The organism is Hydrogenophaga sp. L76 (assembly GCF_057654755.1).
Genome location: NZ_CM172807.1, coordinates 1334784 through 1352222, shown reverse-complemented (window position 1 = coordinate 1352222; position 17439 = coordinate 1334784). Strand labels below are relative to the sequence as shown.

Annotated in this window: 17 protein-coding genes; 6 read left to right on the top strand and 11 right to left on the bottom strand. The window is 68.7% G+C overall.

Translation table 11 applies throughout. From position 1 onward, the window contains the following. Positions 1-10 precede the first annotated feature (10 nt). The 5 genes from AC23D4_RS06465 to AC23D4_RS06445 all read right to left on the bottom strand — a co-directional run bounded on the left by AC23D4_RS06465 (position 11) and on the right by AC23D4_RS06445 (position 5554). Positions 11-1654 carry an alpha-D-glucose phosphate-specific phosphoglucomutase gene (locus AC23D4_RS06465; RefSeq protein WP_472889754.1) on the bottom strand — a complete coding sequence of 548 codons (1644 nt, stop codon included), beginning with the start codon at positions 1652-1654 and terminating at the stop codon, positions 11-13. Continuing rightward, positions 1651-2325, bottom strand: coding sequence for an ABC transporter ATP-binding protein (locus AC23D4_RS06460; RefSeq protein WP_472889753.1), 675 nt, complete (start codon positions 2323-2325; stop codon positions 1651-1653). Before AC23D4_RS06460 ends, AC23D4_RS06465 begins: the two co-directional genes overlap by 4 nt. After that, entirely contained in the window at positions 2322-3308 is a 987-nt protein-coding gene (gene miaA, locus AC23D4_RS06455) for a tRNA (adenosine(37)-N6)-dimethylallyltransferase MiaA (protein ID WP_472889752.1), read from the bottom strand. The genes AC23D4_RS06460 and miaA overlap by 4 nt, the downstream gene beginning before the upstream one ends. After that, entirely contained in the window at positions 3298-4554 is a 1257-nt protein-coding gene (locus AC23D4_RS06450; protein ID WP_472889751.1) for a Bcr/CflA family efflux MFS transporter, read from the bottom strand. The genes miaA and AC23D4_RS06450 overlap by 11 nt, the downstream gene beginning before the upstream one ends. Positions 4555-4711: 157 nt before the next feature. After that, the gene (locus AC23D4_RS06445; RefSeq protein ID WP_472889750.1) at positions 4712-5554 is read right to left on the bottom strand and encodes an alpha/beta hydrolase; all 843 of its coding nucleotides are present in this window, start codon (positions 5552-5554) and stop codon (positions 4712-4714) included. Between the two features lie 97 nt (positions 5555-5651). Here AC23D4_RS06445 and AC23D4_RS06440 point away from each other — a divergent pair, with 97 nt between their 5' ends. Next, entirely contained in the window at positions 5652-6056 is a 405-nt protein-coding gene (locus AC23D4_RS06440) for an HIT family protein (RefSeq protein ID WP_472889749.1), read from the top strand. A 47-nt stretch (positions 6057-6103) separates the two neighbouring features. Here the strand turns inward: AC23D4_RS06440 and gdhA are convergent, their stop codons facing one another. Then, complete coding sequence (gene gdhA, locus AC23D4_RS06435) at positions 6104-7447, bottom strand: NADP-specific glutamate dehydrogenase (RefSeq protein ID WP_472889762.1); 1344 nt, start codon at positions 7445-7447, stop codon at positions 6104-6106. A 225-nt stretch (positions 7448-7672) separates the two neighbouring features. Here gdhA and AC23D4_RS06430 point away from each other — a divergent pair, with 225 nt between their 5' ends. The 3 genes from AC23D4_RS06430 to AC23D4_RS06420 are packed head-to-tail and all read left to right on the top strand — an operon-like array spanning position 7673 to position 10829. Then, on the top strand, positions 7673-8758 hold the full coding sequence (locus AC23D4_RS06430; protein ID WP_472889748.1) for an HlyD family secretion protein: 1086 nt from the start codon (positions 7673-7675) through the stop codon (positions 8756-8758). Further along, entirely contained in the window at positions 8755-9699 is a 945-nt protein-coding gene (locus tag AC23D4_RS06425) for an ABC transporter ATP-binding protein (protein ID WP_472889747.1), read from the top strand. The genes AC23D4_RS06430 and AC23D4_RS06425 overlap by 4 nt, the downstream gene beginning before the upstream one ends. Further along, positions 9696-10829, top strand: coding sequence for an ABC transporter permease (locus AC23D4_RS06420; protein WP_472889746.1), 1134 nt, complete (start codon positions 9696-9698; stop codon positions 10827-10829). Before AC23D4_RS06425 ends, AC23D4_RS06420 begins: the two co-directional genes overlap by 4 nt. A gap of 1 nt (position 10830) precedes the next feature. Here AC23D4_RS06420 and AC23D4_RS06415 read toward each other — a convergent pair whose 3' ends face one another. Genes AC23D4_RS06415 through mutL form a run of 3 tightly spaced genes read right to left on the bottom strand, consistent with a single transcriptional unit; the run spans position 10831 to position 13510 of the window. Further along, entirely contained in the window at positions 10831-11202 is a 372-nt protein-coding gene (locus AC23D4_RS06415) for a GNAT family N-acetyltransferase (RefSeq protein WP_472889745.1), read from the bottom strand. 36 nt (positions 11203-11238) lie between these two features. Continuing rightward, the gene (locus tag AC23D4_RS06410) at positions 11239-11508 is read right to left on the bottom strand and encodes a hypothetical protein (RefSeq protein ID WP_472889744.1); all 270 of its coding nucleotides are present in this window, start codon (positions 11506-11508) and stop codon (positions 11239-11241) included. A gap of 19 nt (positions 11509-11527) precedes the next feature. Next, on the bottom strand, positions 11528-13510 hold the full coding sequence (mutL, locus tag AC23D4_RS06405) for a DNA mismatch repair endonuclease MutL (RefSeq protein ID WP_472889743.1): 1983 nt from the start codon (positions 13508-13510) through the stop codon (positions 11528-11530). Between the two features lie 42 nt (positions 13511-13552). Here mutL and AC23D4_RS06400 point away from each other — a divergent pair, with 42 nt between their 5' ends. Further along, complete coding sequence (locus tag AC23D4_RS06400) at positions 13553-14215, top strand: DedA family protein (protein ID WP_472889742.1); 663 nt, start codon at positions 13553-13555, stop codon at positions 14213-14215. Here AC23D4_RS06400 and AC23D4_RS06395 read toward each other — a convergent pair whose 3' ends face one another. Both AC23D4_RS06395 and tsaE read right to left on the bottom strand, forming a co-directional pair. Further along, a complete protein-coding gene (locus AC23D4_RS06395) occupies positions 14216-15634 on the bottom strand; it encodes an N-acetylmuramoyl-L-alanine amidase (RefSeq protein ID WP_472889741.1) in 1419 nt (472 codons plus the stop codon). After that, positions 15631-16248 (bottom strand): tRNA (adenosine(37)-N6)-threonylcarbamoyltransferase complex ATPase subunit type 1 TsaE, encoded by a 618-nt coding sequence (gene tsaE, locus AC23D4_RS06390; RefSeq protein ID WP_472889761.1) that lies wholly within the window; start codon positions 16246-16248, stop codon positions 15631-15633. The genes AC23D4_RS06395 and tsaE overlap by 4 nt, the downstream gene beginning before the upstream one ends. On the opposite strand from tsaE, the gene queG reads away from it, so the two are divergent. Beyond that, the gene (gene queG, locus AC23D4_RS06385) at positions 16231-17355 is read left to right on the top strand and encodes a tRNA epoxyqueuosine(34) reductase QueG (protein WP_472889740.1); all 1125 of its coding nucleotides are present in this window, start codon (positions 16231-16233) and stop codon (positions 17353-17355) included. The two genes, tsaE and queG, sit on opposite strands and share 18 nt — an antisense overlap. Positions 17356-17439: the final 84 nt, after the last annotated feature.

Here is a 17439-nt window from a genome sequence, read left to right as displayed (position 1 = left end):
CGAACCCGTTTCAGGTCATGACGGTGGGTGTGTCCATCCCGGTGTGCTGCCGGATGTGGGCCACGGCTTCGGCCAGCGCCACCAGCGGTGCGAGCGCTTCCTGGGCCGGCACGTCGTGGCGGCTGGCATCGGGTTCGTGGTGCTCCAGGTAGACGCGCAGCGTGGCGCCCTCGGTGCCGGTGCCGGAGAGGCGGAACACCACGCGCGACGAATCTTCGAGCACCACGCGCACGCCCTGTTTCTGGCTCACCGAGCCGTCCACCGGGTCGGTGTAGGCGAAGTCGTCGGCCCAGGCGATGGGTTGGCCCGCCACCGCCGTGCCACCCAGCGTGGGCAACTGGGCGCGCAGTTCGCTCATCAGCGCGTTGGCCTTCTCGGTGGCGATGCCGTCGTAGTCGTGGCGCGAGTACACGCAGCGGCCGTGCGCGCGCCAGAGGCCACGCACCAGCTCTTCCACCGATTTGCCGGTCACGGCCACGAGGTTGAGCCAGAACAGCACGGCCCACAGGCCGTCTTTCTCGCGCACGTGGTCCGAGCCGGTGCCGTAGCTCTCTTCACCGCAGAGCGTGACCTTGCCTGCGTCCAGCAGGTTGCCGAAAAACTTCCAGCCGGTCGGCGTTTCGTAACAGGCGATGTCCAGCGCTTTCGCCACGCGGTCCACCGCGGTGGAGGTGGGCATGGAGCGCGCCACGCCGGCCAGGCCCCGGGCGTAGCCGGGCACCTGTGTCGCGTGGGCCGTCAGCACGGCCAGGCTGTCGGAGGGCGAGACCAGGAAGCCGCGGCCGAGGATCATGTTGCGGTCGGCGTCGCCGTCGGACGCCGCCCCCATGTCGGGCGCGTCGGCCGCCATGAGGTGGGCCACCAGGTCGTCGGCGTAGGCCGGGTTGGGGTCCGGGTGCAGGCCGCCGAAGTCTTCCAGCGGCTCGGCGTGCACCACGGTGCCGGCCGGTGCGCCGAGTTCGCCTTCGATGATGGCTTTGGCGTAGGGGCCGCCGACCGCCCACATCGCATCAAAGCGCAGGCGGAAGCCGCGCGCGAACAGGGCGCGGATGGCGTCAAAGTCGAACAGGCTGCGCAGCACGGCCGCGTGGTCTGCCACCGGGTCGATCACCTCGACGGTCATGTCCTCGATCTGCTGGGTGCCTTGCATGTCGATGCCGATGTCGGGCGCATCGCTGATCTGGTAGCGCTCGATGACCTGGGTGCGCTCGTAGATCGCCTGGGTCAGCTTCTCGGGCGCCGGGCCGCCGTTGGCCGCGTTGTACTTGATGCCGAAATCGCCGTCGGGGCCGCCGGGGTTGTGGCTGGCCGAGAGGATGATGCCGCCGCTCGCCTGGTGGCGGCGGATCACCGCGCTCGCGGCGGGCGTCGACAGGATGCCGCCCTGGCCCAGCAGCACGCGGGCGTAGCCGCGCGCCGCGGCCATTTTCAGGATGGTCTGCACGGCGGCCCGGTTGTGGAAACGCCCGTCGCCACCCAGCACCAGGGTCTGGCCGGTGGCCAGCTGGTATTCGCCGTGCAGCACATCGAACAGCGCCTGCACGAAATTCTCGAGGTAGCGCGGCTGCTGGAACACCGTGACCTTCTTGCGCAGGCCGGAGGTGCCGGGCAGCTGGCCGGCGAAGGGGGTGGTGGGCAGGGACTGGAGGGTCATGGCGGTTCCTGGTTTTTCGAGGGGAGGGTATGGCAGCCCGTCGCGGTGAGTTGCAGCACGCGCTGCGCCCGCGCAGCGGCCGCTTCAGAGTGCGTCACCAGCACCAGCGCTGCACCACTGTCGCGGGCTTGTTGTTCCAGCACACCCATCACCTGGCGCGCGGTGGAAGGGTCGAGGTTGCCGGTGGGTTCATCGGCGAGCAGCAGGCTGGGGCGGTGCACCAGGGCGCGCGCGATCGCCACGCGCTGCAGTTGCCCACCGGAGAGCTGGGCCGGCAGGCGCTCGCCGAGTCCGCCCAGGCCCACCGCTTCGAGCATCTGCGCCACGCGCGCTGGGTCCGGGCGCTTCAGCAGCAGCAGCGGCAGCCCCACGTTCTGCGCCACGTCCAGGTGCGGCAGCACGTGGAACGCCTGGAACACGAAACCGAGCTTTTCGCGCCGCCAGTGCGCGCGCTGCACCTCGCCCAGCTGCCCCAGGTCCACGCCGTCGTGCGTGATCGTGCCCTCGCTCCAGTCGTCCAGCGCGGCCATGCAGTTGAGCAGGCTGGATTTGCCCACGCCGGATTCGCCGACGATGGCGATGAACTCGCCCGGCTCGACGCGCAGGTTCACCTGGCTGAACACGGGCGTGTCGCCATAGCGTTTGCTCAGGTTGTGGATGACGAGGGTCATGCGGTCTCCCTGGCTGGCCCATCCAGCCAGCGGCTGGCCCATTGCAGCACCTGCGCCAGCGCATCGGGCGCGTCGCAGGCCACGACCAGACGTTCGGGCATCGAGCGCAGCCAGGTGACCTGGCGTTTGGCCAGCTGGCGCGTGGCGAAGACGCCGCGGTCGCGCAGTTCGGCGAGCTGGGGCGCGCCGGGTGTTTCGCCGTGGGCGTCCAGCGCCTCCCAGGCCTGGCGGTAGCCGACGCAGCGCATGGACGGCAGGTCGGGGTGCAGATCGCCGCGCGCGCGCAGTGCACGCACCTCGTCCAGGAAGCCCGCCGCCAGCATGGCGTCGAAACGCTGGGCGATGCGCGCGTGCAGCCAGGCGCGGTCCTGGGGTTCGAGCGAGAGCAGGGCGCCGGGCGCGATCGGGCTGGTGGGCGTGGTCTCGTCCGGCCCGGTCTGGAAGGCCGAGATCGGCTGGCCCGACACCTCGAACACTTCGAGCGCGCGCTGGATGCGCTGCGAGTCGTTGGGGAACAGGCGCGCCGCTGTCACCGGGTCCACCCGCGCGAGTTCGGCGTGCAGCGCGGGCCAGCCGAGCTGCGCGGCGCGCGCCTCGATGCCTTGGCGCACAGCGGCGTCGGCGCGGGGCATCTGGTTGAGGCCCTGCATCAGCGCCTTGAAATACAGCATGGTGCCGCCCACCAGCAGCGGCGTGCGCCCGCGCGCCTGGATCTCGTCGATCAGCCGCGTGGCGTCGGCCACGAAGCCGGCGGCGCTGTAGGCCTGCAGGGGGTCGAGGGTGTCGATCAGGTGGTGCGGCACCTGGGCCAGCTCGTCGGGCGTGGGCTTGGCGGTGCCGATGTCCATGCCGCGGTAGACCAGGGCCGAATCGACGCTGATGATCTCCACCGGCCAGCGCTGTGCGATGGCCAGCGAAGCCGCGCTCTTGCCGCTCGCGGTGGGCCCGGCGATGGCCAGGCAGCGCGGCCGATCAGCTGGCATTCGTCGCTCCGGCGTTGGTGTGCACCGGTGGCGTCTTCACCTCACCAAAGCGCTGCACCAGCGTCCAGGCCGTGGCCGCGATCAGCACGCTCCAGAACCAGACGCCGTTGGTCAGCGGCAGCACGCTGTCGGGCTGGGCGGCCAGGCTTTTGCCGAGCCAGCCGCCCATGAAGAAGGCCGCGATCATCATCATGAAACCGCTGAGCGCCGAAGCCGCGCCCGCGGCCTGCGGGAACGGCCCGACGGCGCCGCTCTGGCCGCAGGGCTGGTGCACGCCGTGGGCCAGCATGAAGCCGTAGAACGGCACCATGATGGCGGCCACGTGCTGCACGCCCGCGAGGGCGAGCAGGCCCATGCTGGTGCCGGCGGTGAGGGTGCAGGCGCCCGCCAGCGCCACCGTCTTGCGCACGCCGTAGCGCGGCAGCAGCCGGCGGCAGATGAAGGTGCCGGCGATGTAGCTCAGCGACATGGTGAACATGGCCAGTCCGTAGGCCGGCTGCGACAGGCCCAGCACCTGGATGAAGACGAACGAAGACGCGGCCAGGAAGGTGAACAGGCCACCGTAGGATGTGGTGGCCAGCAGCGTGAAGGCCCAGAAAGTGGGGTTCTGCAGGATGGCCCACCAGGTGCGCAGCAGCGTGACCGGTTCCAGTGCGCGCGGGTTTTTCTTCGCCAGGGTTTCCTCGAAACGCAGCGCCACCACCAGCAGCGTGCCGGCGCCGAACACCGCCAGCGCCATCAGCGCCACGCGCCAGCCCAGGTATTCGGCCAGCAGGCCGCCCAGCGGCGCGCTCGCGCAGGCGATCACACCCAGACCGGTGAGGCCCTTGGACATGATGCGGGCACCGTCCACCGGTGCGTAGAGATCGCGCACGATGGCGCGTGCGCACATCACGCCCGCGCCCATCGCCACGCCCTGCAGCGCGCGCCAGACAATGAGCTGGTCCATCGAAGCAGAAAACGTGCTGCCCACCGACGCCACCACGTAGAGCAACATGCCCACCAGCAGCACCGGCCGGCGGCCGAAGCGGTCCGACAGCGGGCCCCAGACCATCTGCGACAGGCCGAAAGCCAGCAGCAGCGCGGTCAGCGTGAGCTGGGCCTGCGACATCGCCGCGCCAAAGCCCTGGGTCATGGCGGGCAGGGCGGGGAGGTAAAGGTCGGTGGTGACGGGTTGCAGACCCAGCAGCAGCGAGAGCACCAGCACGATCAGGCCGGGCGACATGGAAGGGGGCTTGGCGGACATCCAGTCGAGGGTAGCAGATGCGCACCGGGCCGACAGGTTGCCGGAGCGCCACCCCCAACGCGTGAAACGGTCCAACCAAGGGCACCGCCGGGCCGGCTTTGCCGGACGGCCAGTGCCGCCCCCTTGAGGGGGTCGCGCGAAGCGCGGCAGGGGTGTTCTATTCCAATCCGAACAGCTCAGCCAGTGCCACCCGGTATTGCGGCTGTCCCACCGAGTTGGTGTTGTGGTGCGAGCCGCCCTCGACCAGCACGAAGGTCTTGGGCCCGGTGGCGGCCTCAAACAGGCGCCGCCCGAGCTCGGGCTGGATCAGCCGGTCCGAGCCGCCATGCACCACCAGCAGCGGTGAGCCGATGTCCGGCACGCGCTTGACCGCTTCGAAACGCTGGGTGATCAGCGGTCCCACCGGCAGCCAGCCCCACTTGAAGGTGCTCACCACGTCGGGGATGGAGGTGAAACTGCCTTCGACCAGCGTGCCCGCTTCGTCGGTCACCTGGGCCGCGAGGTCGATGGCGATGGCGCCACCCAGCGAGTGGCCAAAGATGTAGCGCGGGCGACCGGGGTACTGCTTTCCGAGCCAGTCCCAGGCGGCCCGGGCGTCTTCGTAGGCCATGGTTTCCGAGGGCAGCCCCGGCGAACTCTTGCCGAAACCGCGGTAGTCGATGGCCAGCACCGAAAAGCCCAGCTCCTGCATGCGGCGCGCCCGGAAGGCCGAGCCGACCACGTTGAAGCGCGCACCGTGCAGGTAGAGCAGCACCGGGGCGTCGGACCGGGTCGTGAAATCCTCGTGCGCGAGCCAGAGCCCATGCAGTTTCACCGGCTGGCCGGATTCGCGCGACTGGAAATCGATCCAGACGGCGTCCATGCCCGTGGCCGCCTCCTGACCGCCCCACCAGCTGCGGTCCGAGGGCTGGAAGATCCAGGCGCGTTGTCGCTGGTCGAGCGTGGCACAGCCGGTGAGCACGGCGGCTGCGGCGAAAAGGACGATGAGAAGGCGCTTCATGGCAAGGAGTGATGCGACCCGCTCCGGAAAGTTCAAGGCAGAATGAACAAGGTCGGCGGAGCACCCGCTGCGCCACAGACCACCGGACGACAAGCCCATGACCGACAGCGTGTTCACCCGCATCATCCGCCGTGAGATCCCGGCGGCCATCGTCTATGAGGACGAACAGGTCATTGCCTTCATGGACGCCGGCCAGATCAATCCGGGTCATGTGCTGGTGGCGACCCGGCGCCAGGTGGAGACCGTGATGGAGCTCGACGAGGTCGACGCCGCCCACCTGTTTGCGGTGGCCACGCGGATCGCCAAGGCCGTTCAGGCCGAGTTTCGGCCGACCGGCATGACGCTGTTGCAAACCAACAAACCCGATGGCTGGCAGACCGTGCCCCATGTGCACGTGCACGTGTTGCCGCGCCATGCGGACGATGGTGTGGGCCTGGTGTGGCCGCGCAAGGACCCGCCGCTGGCCGACCTGCAGGCGCTGGCAGCGCGCATCCAGTTGTGATGGACTGCGCGCGCGGTGCAGCGATGTGCCGCCAATGAGGGGGAGCCTTAAATGACGCCCTGGGCCAGCATGGCGTCGGCCACCTTCACGAAGCCGGCGATGTTGGCGCCGTCGATGTAGCTCACGCTGCCGTCGGCTTGCTTGCCGTATTTCAGGCAGGCGGCGTGAATGCCCTGCATGATCTGCAGCAGGCGACCGTCCACCTCGTCACGGGGCCACGACAGGCGCAGCGCGTTCTGGCTCATTTCCAGGCCCGAGGTGGCCACGCCGCCCGCGTTCGATGCCTTGCCTGGCGCGTACAGCACGCCGGCCGTCTCGAAGGCTTTGGCGGCTTCGATGGTGGAGGGCATGTTGGCGCCTTCGGCGACACAGATCACGCCGTTCCGGATCAGCGTGGCGGCGTCCTGTTCGTTCAGCTCGTTCTGGGTCGCGCACGGCAGGGCCACATCCACCGGCACGTGCCAGGGTGTCTTGCCCGCTTCGAACTGCACACCGGTGCGCTCGGCGTAGTCGCTCACGCGGCCGTAGTGGTGGTTCTTCACGTCCATCAGGATCGCCAGCTTCTCGGGCGTGAAGCCGGATTCGTCCACGATGGTGCCGCTGGAGTCCGACACGGTGATCACCTTGGCGCCGAGTTCCATCGCCTTCTCGACCGCGTACTGGGCCACGTTGCCCGAACCGGACACCGACACGCGCAAGCCTTGGAAGGACTGGCCGCGGGTCTTGAGCATTTCCTGCGCAAAGTAGACCGTGCCGTAGCCGGTAGCTTCGGGGCGGATCAGCGAACCACCGAAACTCAGGCCCTTGCCTGTGAACACGCAGTCGGCGCGGTTGGAGAGCTTCTTGACCATGCCGGCGATGAAGCCCACTTCGCGGCCACCGACGCCGATGTCGCCCGCCGGCACGTCGGTGTCGGCACCCACGTGGCGGAACAACTCGCTGGCGAACGCCTGGCAGAAGCGCATGACTTCGGCCGGGCTTTTGCCCTTGGGGTCGAAGTCCGAGCCCCCCTTGCCGCCGCCCATGGGCAAGGTGGTCAGCGCGTTCTTGAAGGTCTGCTCGAAGGCCAGGAATTTCAGCACCGACAGGTTCACCGAGGGGTGGAAACGCAGGCCGCCCTTGTAAGGACCAATGGCCATGCTGTGCTGGATGCGGTAGCCCTTGTTGACCTGCACGCTGCCGTGGTCGTCCACCCAGGACACGCGGAAGATCACGATGCGCTCGGGTTCGACCAGCCGGTCCAGCAGGCCTTGTTCGGCGTATTTCGGGTGGGCAGCGATGAAAGGCCAGAGGCTTTCCATCACTTCGGTGACGGCTTGCAGGAACTCGGGCTGGCCCGGGTTGCGCAGGGCGACGTGGGAAAGAAAATCGTGAACCGAGGCGTACTTCATGTGGGTCATGCTCCAAAAATGTGCATGACATTATGCAAAGCCGGCATTTTGTGTAGCGAAAACGCCTTGGTTTGGTGCTTTCTGATTCATGGTGGTGCGTTGGCCGATGGCCGGCACGCAACGTTTCATGGCAAGGAATGGTGCGAACCCCTGCGAAAACTTCAAGGCAGAATGAGCCCGGCCTGCGCAAAACCACCTCGCCAGGCCCCACCGGACGACCCGCCCATGACCGACCGTGTTTTCACCCGCATTCGCTGCCGCGAAGTCCCGGCGTCCGACGTGTTCGCCGACGAACACACCATCGCCTCGAAGAATGCGGGGCAGGCCACAGCGCCCGGCGGACGGCGCGGCCCGGGTCTGATGGCCGTGCTGACCGTGGTCGCTGGGCTGGCGGCCTGCGGTGAGGCGCCGCCCGCGGGCTGGTCGGGCTACGTCGAGGGCGACTACGTGCATGTGGCGTCCCCGGTGGGTGGGCGGCTCGACACGCTGGCCGTGCGGGCGGGCGACCGGGTGCGCAAGGGCGATGCGCTGTTCGCGCTCGACGCCCAGGCCGAACAGGCGGCGCAGGCCGAAGCCCGGGCGCGCCTGGCCGGCACCTTGGCCCAGGCCGCCAACACCACCAAAGGCCGGCGCACCGACGAGGTGGCGGTGACCCGCGCCCAGCTGGCGCAGGCCCGGGCGCAGGCCGTGCTGGCGCAGACCGCCTGGGCGCGCCAGCGGGATCTGGTGGCCCAGGGTTTTGTGTCGCAGGCCAGCCAGGACGCCGCCAAGGCCGCGCTGGACCAGGCGAACGCCCGGGTCGCCGAACTGGAGGCTGCCCTGCGCGTGGCGGCCTTGCCGGCGCGCAGCGACGAAACCGACGCCGCCGAGGCCCAGGCCGAAGCCGCGCGCCAGGTGCTGCGCCAGAGCGACTGGCGGCTGGCCCAGAAGCAGCAGACCGCGCCCGCCGATGCCCAGGTGGCCGAGGTGTTTTTCCGCGTCGGCGAAACCGTGGCGCCGGGACAGCCGGTGCTGTCGCTGTTGCCACCGGGGGGCGTCAAGGCCCGGTTCTATGTGCCTGAGACCGAGGTCGGTGCGCTGGCCACCGGGCAATGGGTGGCCCTGGCCTGCGACGGTTGTGGCGAGGCGATTCCGGCGCGCATCATCCGCATTGCCAGTGGTCCGGAATTCACGCCGCCGGTGATCTACTCCAACGCCCAGCGCGCCCGGCTGGTGTTTCTGGTGGAGGCCGCGCCGCGCCCGGCCGACGCCAGCCGCCTGCACCCCGGCCAGCCGCTGGACGTGACCCGCCTGACGCAGGACCCGGGATGAACACGCTCGCCATCGACGTGCGCGGCCTGACCAAACGCTACGACGGCCGCGCCGTGGTGGACGACGTGACCCTGCAGGTGGGCCAGGGCCGCATCTGCGGTTTCCTCGGGCCCAACGGCAGCGGCAAGACCACGACGATCCGCATGCTCTGCGGCCTGCTGCGCCCCGACGCGGGCGAGGGCCAGTGCCTGGGACTGGACTTCCGCCGCGAGGCCGCTGCCATCAAGCGCCAGGTGGGCTACATGACGCAGAAGTTCGGCCTCTACGACGACCTCTCGATCCGCGAGAACCTGGACTTCGTGGCCCGGTTGTTCGAGCTGCCCGGCCGCCGCGCAGCGGTGGACCAGGCGCTGGAGCAGCTGGGCCTGCAGGCGCGCCAGCGCCAGCTCGCCGGCACGCTCTCGGGCGGCTGGAAACAGCGCCTGGCGCTGGCCGCCTGCCTGATCCACGGGCCGCGCCTGCTGCTGCTCGACGAACCCACGGCCGGCGTGGACCCCAAGGCCCGGCGCGACTTCTGGGACCAGATCCACCGCCTGGCCGCGCAGGGCATCACGGTGCTGGTGTCCACCCACTACATGGACGAGGCCGCGCGTTGCCACGACCTGGTCTACATCGCCTATGGCAAGGTGCTCGCGCGCGGCAACGAGCGCGAGATCGTGGACGCGGCGGGCCTGAGCGTCTGGGCGCTCGAAGGCGCTGCCGCGCAGGACCTGAGCGAACGCCTGCGCGCGCTGCCCGGGGTGCAGAACGTCGTCGCCTTCGGCAACACGCTGCACGTGGCCGGGCGCGACGCCGCGCTGCTGGCGCAGTCGCTTGGCGCTTTCCAGGCCGAGAGCGGCGTGGTGCTGCACGAAACGCGGGCCAACCTGGAGGACGTTTTCATCAGCCTGATCGACCAGGCGCAGGACAACTTCGGCAACGGCCAGGCAGGGCAACCATGAAGTGGTTTTCGCCCGCGCGCACCTGGGCCGTGTTCATCAAGGAGTTCCAGCAGATGCTGCGCGACCGGCTCACCTTCGCCATGGCGGTGGGTGTGCCGGTGATGCAGCTGGTGCTGTTCGGCTACGCCATCAACACCGATCCCAAGGGCCTGCCCACGGCGGTGGTCGCGGCCGACGCCGGCCCGCTGGCGCGCAGTCTGGTGGCCTCGCTGCAGAACACCGGCTACTTCAAGGTGGTGCACCAGGGCACCAGCGAAGCCGCGGCCGACGCCCTGGTGGCCAAGGGCGAGGTGCAGTTCATGGTGGTGATTCCGCCCGGTTTTTCGCGCGACGTGGTGCGCGGCGAACGCCCGGCGGTGCTGGTGTCGGTGGACGCCACCGACCCGTCCGCCTCGGGCAACGCGATCGCCGCGCTCGGCGAGATGACGAACCTGGCCCTGCGCCACGACCTCACCGGCCCGCTGCAGTCGCTGCAGAAGGGCGCGGCGCCGTTCGAGCTGAGAATCCACCGGCGCTACAACCCTGAAGGCCTGTCGCGCTACAACATCGTGCCCGGCCTGATCGGCACCATCCTCACCATGACCATGGTGATGCTGACCTCGCTGGCCATGACGCGCGAACGCGAGCGCGGCACGATGGAAAACCTGCTCGCCACCCCGGTGCGGCCGCTGGAGGTGATGGTGGGCAAGATCCTGCCCTACGTGGTGATCGGCTATGTGCAGCTGAGCGTGATCCTGGGCGCGGCCTGGCTGCTGTTCGAGGTGCCGATGGTGGGCAGCTTCGTCTTGCTGATGGCGATGATCGGCGTCTTCATGGTGGCCAACCTGGCGGTCGGTTTCACCTTTTCGACCATCGCGCGCAACCAGCTGCAGGCGATGCAGATGACCTTCTTTTTTTTCCTGCCCTCGATGCTGCTCTCGGGCTTCATGTTCCCGTTCCGCGGCATGCCGGTCTGGGCGCAGTGGCTCGGCGAGGTCCTGCCGCTGACGCACTTCCTGCGCATCGTGCGCGGCATCATGCTCAAGGGCAACCAGGCGCCGCAGCTCTGGGCCGAGCTCTGGCCCATGTTGCTGTTTCTGGCGGTGGCCGGCGCGGTGGCGCTCAAACGCTATCGGCAGACGCTGGATTGATTCAGGCCCGCGCGATGACGCGCACCACCGATTCGCGGTGGGTGCGAAAGCCCATGCGCTGGTACAGGCCCAGGGCGCCGGTGTTGGCGCTCATCACGTGCAGGAACGGGGTTTCGCCGCGTGCGAGCTGGCGTGTGATGAGCTTGAGCATCAGGCGTTTGGCCAGCCCGCGGCCCTGGAAGTCCGGGTGGGTGCAGACGCCGCTGACCTCGCGCAGGGTTTCGGCAAAGCTGCGTTCGCCGGCCATGGCCATGAGGCGTTCGCCATCGAACAGGCCGAAGTATTCGCCGAGCTCGATGGTGCGGGGACCGAACGGCCCGGGGCGGGTGAGTTCGGCCAGGGCCAGCACCTGGTCCAGGTGTTCAGGACCCATGGGCCGGGCGTCGGGGGCATCGTCCTGCGCCGGGGCCTAACCGGCCCAGACCATCTTGTGCATGGTGGTCTCGGCCTCGACCACCCAGCCCGCGGGAGCGGGCCCCGACCAGCCGGCGCAGTAAAAATGTTCGTCGGGTCCGCAGTGCGGCGTCAGTGCGTCGAAATCGGGCAGCTGCGGGTTGGCAAAACCGACGATGGGCGAAAAACCCGGGGCGTAGCGGCGGGCGCCGCCCGAGCCGACGGCCCAGTGCGCCTGCGGGCCGGTCAGGGCGTGCCAGAAGATGTTGTCGAGCAGATGCACCATGGTGATGCCTCCCGGGGTTTCAGCGCCCGCGCAGGAACAGCGCGTCGAGCTCGCGCATGTTCACCTGTCGCCAGGTCGGGCGGCCGTGGTTGCACTGGTCGGAGCGTTCGGTGACTTCCATCTGGCGCAAGAGCGCGTTCATTTCGTCCAGCGTCAGGCGCCGGTTGGCGCGCACCGCGCCGTGGCAGGCCATGGTGGCCAGCAGCTCGTTGCGCGCGCGTTGCACCACGGTCGATGCGTCGTGCTGGCTCAGCTCGGCGAGCACGCTGCGCGCCAGCTCCACAGGGTCACCCTGCGCCAGCGTGGTCGGCACGGCGCGCACCGCCAGCGTCCTGGGCGAAAACGGCACCACTTCCAGCCCCAGCATGGCCAGCACCACGCCGCTGTCTTCGGCGGTCGCCACTTCGGTGGGCGTGGCGGCGAAGGTGGCCGGGATCAGCAGCGGCTGGCTGGCCAGCTGCTCGTTGTCCATCTGCTGCTTGAGGCGCTCGTAGACGATGCGCTCGTGCGCGGCGTGCATGTCCACCACCACCAGGCCCTGGGCGTTTTCGGCCAGGATGTAGACGCCCTGCAGCTGCGCGATGGCGCGGCCGAGCGGCCAGTCGCCGGCGGGCAGGGGTGGGCTGTCGGCCGGCTCGCTGCGTATTCCGTCTGTTTGCGACGAGTGGGCCGATGCACTCATCGGATCGAACCCTGGAGTGGCTCTCTGAAGGCTATTGCCCCACAAAGCCCCGAGATCGCTGACCCGCTGGCCGATGGCGTCGGGTGGCGCGTAGCGCTGGAACGGCAGCGGATTCTGCGCACCGCCCAGCGTGGAGGGCAGGCGCTCGGGTGGCGTCCACGCGCCTGCCGAAGGGGATGGGTTGGCGCCGGCTTCGCCTTGCGGCAAGACAGCTTGCGCGCTGGCCGCCGCAGCCGAACGCGGCGCGGCCAGCGCGGCGTCCACCGCGTGGCGCACGGCCTGGTGCACCTCGCGGCTGTCGCGGAAACGCACCTCGATCTTGGTCGGGTGCACGTTCACGTCCACCCGGGTCGGGTCCAGGCTCACGAAGAGCGCGTAGACCGGCTGGCGGTGGCCGTGCAGCACGTCCTCATAGGCGCTGCGCGCGGCGTGGCCGATCACCTTGTCGCGCACGAAGCGGCCGTTCACGTAGGCGTATTGCCAGTCGCTGCGCGAGCGCGCCGCGTCGGGCACGCCGGCAAAACCCCAGACGCGCAGGCGCTGCACGCCATCGGCCAGGGCCGTTTCGCCGGGCACGGCGTCGGCCGGCCAGTTGACCGCCACCGCCTGCTCGATGAAATCTTCGCCCAGCACGTCGGCCAGGCGCTGGCGCAGGGCGTCCAGCGTGCCGCCACCGGCGAAGTCGGCCGCCACGGCGCGCCACTGCGCCACCAGCTTGCCGTCGTGCCAGATCGCAAAGCCCACCTCGGGCCGCGCCAGCGCGTGGCGGCGCACGGCTTCGATGCAGTGGGCGAGCTCGGTGGCGTCGGTCTTGAGGAACTTGCGCCGCGCCGGCGTGGCGAAAAACAGTTCACGCACCTCGACCGTGGTGCCCGGGCCGCGTGCGGTCGGCTGCAGCTCGCCGCTGCGGCCGTCGAGCAGCCAGCCGTGCGGCTCGTCGCCGCTGTCCGTGCGCGTGAGCACCGAGACCTCGGCGATCGAGCAGATGGCGGCCAGCGCTTCGCCGCGGAAACCCATGGTGTGCACCGATTCCAGGTCGCCCAGGCTGGCGATCTTGCTGGTGGCGTGGCGCTTGAGCGCGGTGGGCAGCTCGGTGCGGTGGATGCCCCAGCCGTTGTCTTCCACGCTGATGAGCCGCACGCCGCCGGCCTGCAGGCGCACGGTGACCTGGGTGGCGCCCGCGTCCAAAGCGTTGTCCACCAGTTCGCGCACCACCGAGGCGGGCCGTTCGACCACCTCGCCGGCCGCAATCTGGCTGATCAGTTCGTCGGGCAGTTCGCGGATGGGTCTGCGGGCCGGGAGGGGGTGCGGTGCGTTCACCGGGGAAATTGTAGGTGTCTCGGTGGCAGGGATAATCCCCCCATGGAACTTATTGCCTTCTTACTCGATTTCATCCTGCACGTGGACCAGCACCTGATGGCCTTCGTGCAAACCTATGGTGCCTGGGTCTACGCCCTGCTGTTTCTCATCATCTTTGTGGAAACCGGGCTGGTGGTCATGCCCTTCCTGCCCGGCGATTCGCTGCTCTTCATCGTCGGCGCGCTCTGCGGTGCCGGGTTGATGGACTGGTCGCTCGCCGCCGGCCTGATGCTGGTGGCCGCCATCCTGGGCGACCAGACCAACTACAGCATCGGCCGCTACTTCGGGCCGAAGGTGTTCCAGTGGGAAAACTCGCGTTTCTTCAACAAGAACGCCTTCAACCAGGCGCACAACTTCTACGAGCGCTACGGTGGCGTGACCATCATCCTGGCGCGCTTCATGCCTTTCATCCGCACCTTTGCGCCCTTCGTCGCGGGCGTGGCCGAGATGACGCGCAGCAAGTTCACCGCCTACAACGTGGTCGGCGCCATCATCTGGGTGATCGGCCTGACTGCCGCCGGCTACTTCTTCGGCAACCTGCCCTGGGTGCAGGCCAACCTGTCCAAGATCATCTGGGCACTGATCTTCGTGCCGGGGCTGATCGCCATCTTTGGCGGCTGGCGCGCGGCGCGGGCGGAAAAAGCGCGCGTTGCTGCGACGCCCTGATCAGAACTGCCGGGACCGGGCCAGCGGCGGGTTGGCGCCGAAGTACTTCACGATGCCCTTGAGCAGGGCATCGGCCAGGTCGGTCTGGTATTGCACGCTGCGCAGGCGCTCTTCTTCTTCCGGGTTGCTGATGAAGGCGGTTTCGACCAGCACGCTCGGGATGTCGGGCGCCTTGAGCACGGCAAAGCCTGCCTGCTCCACACGCGGCTTGTGCAGCTTGCCCACGCGGCCCACCTCGCCGAGCATGGCGCTGCCGAGTTTCAGGCTGTCCTTGATCTGCGCGGTGGTGCTCATGTCGAGCAGGGTGCGCTGTACCGTGGCGTCCTTGGCCTTGACGTTGATGCCACCCACCAGATCGGCGGCGTTCTCCTTGTCGGCCATCCAGCGCGCGGCAGCACTGCTCGCGCCCTTGGTGCTGAGCGCGAAGATGCTCGCTCCCTGGGGGCGTGCCGTCATGAAAGCGTCGGCGTGAATGCTGATGAACAGGTCGGCCTTGACGCGCTGGGCCTTCTGCACGCGCACGTGCAGCGGGACGAAGAAGTCGGCGTCCCGCGTGAGGTAGGCCCGCATGGGGTTGCCGTTGACGCGGGTGGCATTGATGCGGTCGCGCAGGCGCAGCGCCACCTTGAGCACCACGTCTTTTTCACGCGTGCCGCCGGGGCCGATGGCGCCGGGGTCTTCGCCACCGTGGCCCGGGTCGAGGGCCACGATGATCAGGCGGTCGGTGATGCCGCCCGAAGCTGGTCGCTGGAGAGGCGCTGCTGGCGCTTTGCCGGTGTTCGCGGCGGGCGTTTTGGGCGGGGCGGGTGCTGGCTTGTCCAGCGGCATATGGCCGTTGCGCGCGAGCAGCTCGCCCAGGGGATCTTCGGTACCGGCCGGGCTGCCCAGGGCATCGGTTTCGATGCCCAGCAGGCGCGCGGCGCGAGCGCTGGCCTCGTCCAGCTCCTTCAAACGCTGGGCGATCAGCTCTTCGAGCGGATCGGGCGCGTTGACCGGGTACAGGTCGAACACCAGGCGGTGCTGGTAGGCCGCCACCGGCTGCAGGTTGAACACCTGGGGCTTGATCGGCTGCTTGAGGTCGATGTGCAGTTGCACCAGCTTGCCCTTGCGCTGCTCGACGCGGATGCCTGCGATGTTGGGGTCGTCGGGCTTGAGCTTGCCCACCAGCTCGCGCATGCCCTCCACGAGGTCGATGCCCTCAATGTCTACCGTCAGGCGCGGAGGGACGTTCACGGTGGTCTGGCGCGCCTTGAGTTCGCCATCGGACTCGATGGTCACACGCGTGTAGTCCTGCGCGGGCCAGATGCGCACCGCCACCACGCTGGCGCCACGCGCGATCTGCTGAGTGCCCAGCAGCAGCACCAGTGAGCCGGCCTGCAGCAGGGCTCGGCGGTTCGGGCCGTTTTCTCGAAGGGTCATGCCTGCAGTGTTGCCAGCAGGTGCTGGCCAGTGGGGGTGAAGGCGGTGAAGCGCACGCTGCGCACGCTGTCAGCTTCGTCGCGGGATGAGGGGCTCATGGCTTCGGGCTCGATGTGAATATCGGCGTCCACGGTGGACAGCGTGTCGGCCGCGCGCTCGGGCCATTCCACCAGCTTGAGGCCGGGGCTGGCAAAAAGTTCGCGAAAACCCGCATCTTCCCATTCGCGCGGGTCGCTGAAGCGGTAAAAATCGAAGTGCCAGATGTGCAGGACTTCGCCATCGGGCATGAAGGGACAGTCGATGCTGCTGTGCGGTTCGACCACCGCGTAGGTCGGGCTCTTGATGCGCCCGCTCACGCCGAGGGCGCGCAGCAGATGGCGCACGAAGGTGGTCTTGCCCGCGCCCAGGTCGCCGTGCAGGGTGAGGGTGGCGTGGGCCAGTGCAGGGCAGGTGGCCAGACGGTTGGCGAAGGCGAGCGTGTCTTCTTCGCTGTACCAGTGAACCTTCAACTCGGGCCACAACCCGCCAGCCGCAGCACCAGACGGGGGGGCTGCCGGGGAGCGCGTTCCCGAGTCCATTTCTACAATGGGCGGAACATGAAAACCGGTTTTGATGCTGCTCAACTCGTCTCACAGATTCAGGCCTGGGGCCGGGAGCTCGCATTTTCACAAATCGGCGTGACCGGCGTGGATCTTTCTGCGGCCGAACCCGGTTTGAACGCCTGGTTGCAGGCCGGATTTCACGGTGACATGGGCTACATGGCCAGCCATGGCCTCAAGCGCGCGCGCCCGGCCGAGCTGGTGCCGGGCACCGTGAGCGTGATCACCGCGCGCATGGACTACCTGCCGCGTGACACGCCCGAAGGCTGGCAGGTGATCGAGCTCGGCCGCCTGGAGCGGCCGGGCGAGGCCGTGGTTTCGCTCTACGCCCGGGGGCGCGATTACCACAAGGTCCTGCGAAACCGGCTGCAGAAACTGGCCGAACGCATCGCCACCGAGGTGGGGCCGCTGGGCCACCGCGTGTTCACCGACTCCGCGCCCGTGCTCGAAGCCGAACTCGCCAGCCGCAGTGGCCAGGGCTGGCGCGGCAAACACACGCTGGTGCTCAACCGCGAAGGCGGCTCCATGTTTTTTCTGGGCGAGATCTATCTGGACATCGCGCTGCCGCCGAGCGAACCGGTGTCGGACCATTGCGGCGCCTGCACGGCCTGCATCGAGGTCTGTCCGACGCAGGCGATCCTTGGCCCGCAGCGGCTGGACGCGCGGCGCTGCATCAGCTACCTGACCATCGAACACGCGGGGGCGATCCCTGAAGACCTGCGCCCGCTGATCGGCAACCGCATCTACGGCTGCGACGACTGCCAGCTGGTCTGCCCCTGGAACAAGTTCGCGCAGCGCAGCCCCTTGCCCGACTTTGATCCGCGTGAAGGGCTTGGCGGTTCAACGCTGATCGAACTGTTTGCGTGGACCGAAGCGGAATTCCTGCGCTGCACCGAAGGCAGCCCGATCCGGCGCATCGGGCATGAGCGCTGGTTGCGCAACATCGCGGTGGCGATGGGCAATGCGTTGTCGGCGGTGGCGGGCGTGGAGCGGAGTGCCCTGCACCAGGCCTTGGGCACCCGCAGCGAACACCCCAGCGCGCTCGTGCGCGAGCATGTGGCCTGGGCACTGGAGCAGGGCGGGCGGGAGAACGGATTGCCGGGTGGCCCGGCCGATTCCTGATCCCCTGTCCCCCGCAACCACCGATCAGACAAGGTCGCAGGGCGCGGCATCAACGACCTCTTTTTTTCCCCGACAGACCATTTC

Coding starts and splice junctions, on each gene's coding strand:
- AC23D4_RS06440 (WP_472889749.1), top strand. CDS start 5,652: ATGACCGACAGCGTGTTCACCCGCATCATCCGCCGTGAGATCCCGGCG.
- gdhA (WP_472889762.1), bottom strand. CDS start 7,447: ATGAAGTACGCCTCGGTTCACGATTTTCTTTCCCACGTCGCCCTGCGC.
- AC23D4_RS06400 (WP_472889742.1), top strand. CDS start 13,553: ATGGAACTTATTGCCTTCTTACTCGATTTCATCCTGCACGTGGACCAG.
- AC23D4_RS06415 (WP_472889745.1), bottom strand. CDS start 11,202: ATGGGTCCTGAACACCTGGACCAGGTGCTGGCCCTGGCCGAACTCACC.
- AC23D4_RS06465 (WP_472889754.1), bottom strand. CDS start 1,654: ATGACCCTCCAGTCCCTGCCCACCACCCCCTTCGCCGGCCAGCTGCCC.
- AC23D4_RS06395 (WP_472889741.1), bottom strand. CDS start 15,634: ATGACCCTTCGAGAAAACGGCCCGAACCGCCGAGCCCTGCTGCAGGCC.
- AC23D4_RS06430 (WP_472889748.1), top strand. CDS start 7,673: ATGACCGACCGTGTTTTCACCCGCATTCGCTGCCGCGAAGTCCCGGCG.
- AC23D4_RS06445 (WP_472889750.1), bottom strand. CDS start 5,554: ATGAAGCGCCTTCTCATCGTCCTTTTCGCCGCAGCCGCCGTGCTCACC.
- queG (WP_472889740.1), top strand. CDS start 16,231: ATGAAAACCGGTTTTGATGCTGCTCAACTCGTCTCACAGATTCAGGCC.
- AC23D4_RS06410 (WP_472889744.1), bottom strand. CDS start 11,508: ATGGTGCATCTGCTCGACAACATCTTCTGGCACGCCCTGACCGGCCCG.
- AC23D4_RS06450 (WP_472889751.1), bottom strand. CDS start 4,554: ATGTCCGCCAAGCCCCCTTCCATGTCGCCCGGCCTGATCGTGCTGGTG.
- AC23D4_RS06460 (WP_472889753.1), bottom strand. CDS start 2,325: ATGACCCTCGTCATCCACAACCTGAGCAAACGCTATGGCGACACGCCC.
- AC23D4_RS06425 (WP_472889747.1), top strand. CDS start 8,755: ATGAACACGCTCGCCATCGACGTGCGCGGCCTGACCAAACGCTACGAC.
- AC23D4_RS06420 (WP_472889746.1), top strand. CDS start 9,696: ATGAAGTGGTTTTCGCCCGCGCGCACCTGGGCCGTGTTCATCAAGGAG.
- miaA (WP_472889752.1), bottom strand. CDS start 3,308: ATGCCAGCTGATCGGCCGCGCTGCCTGGCCATCGCCGGGCCCACCGCG.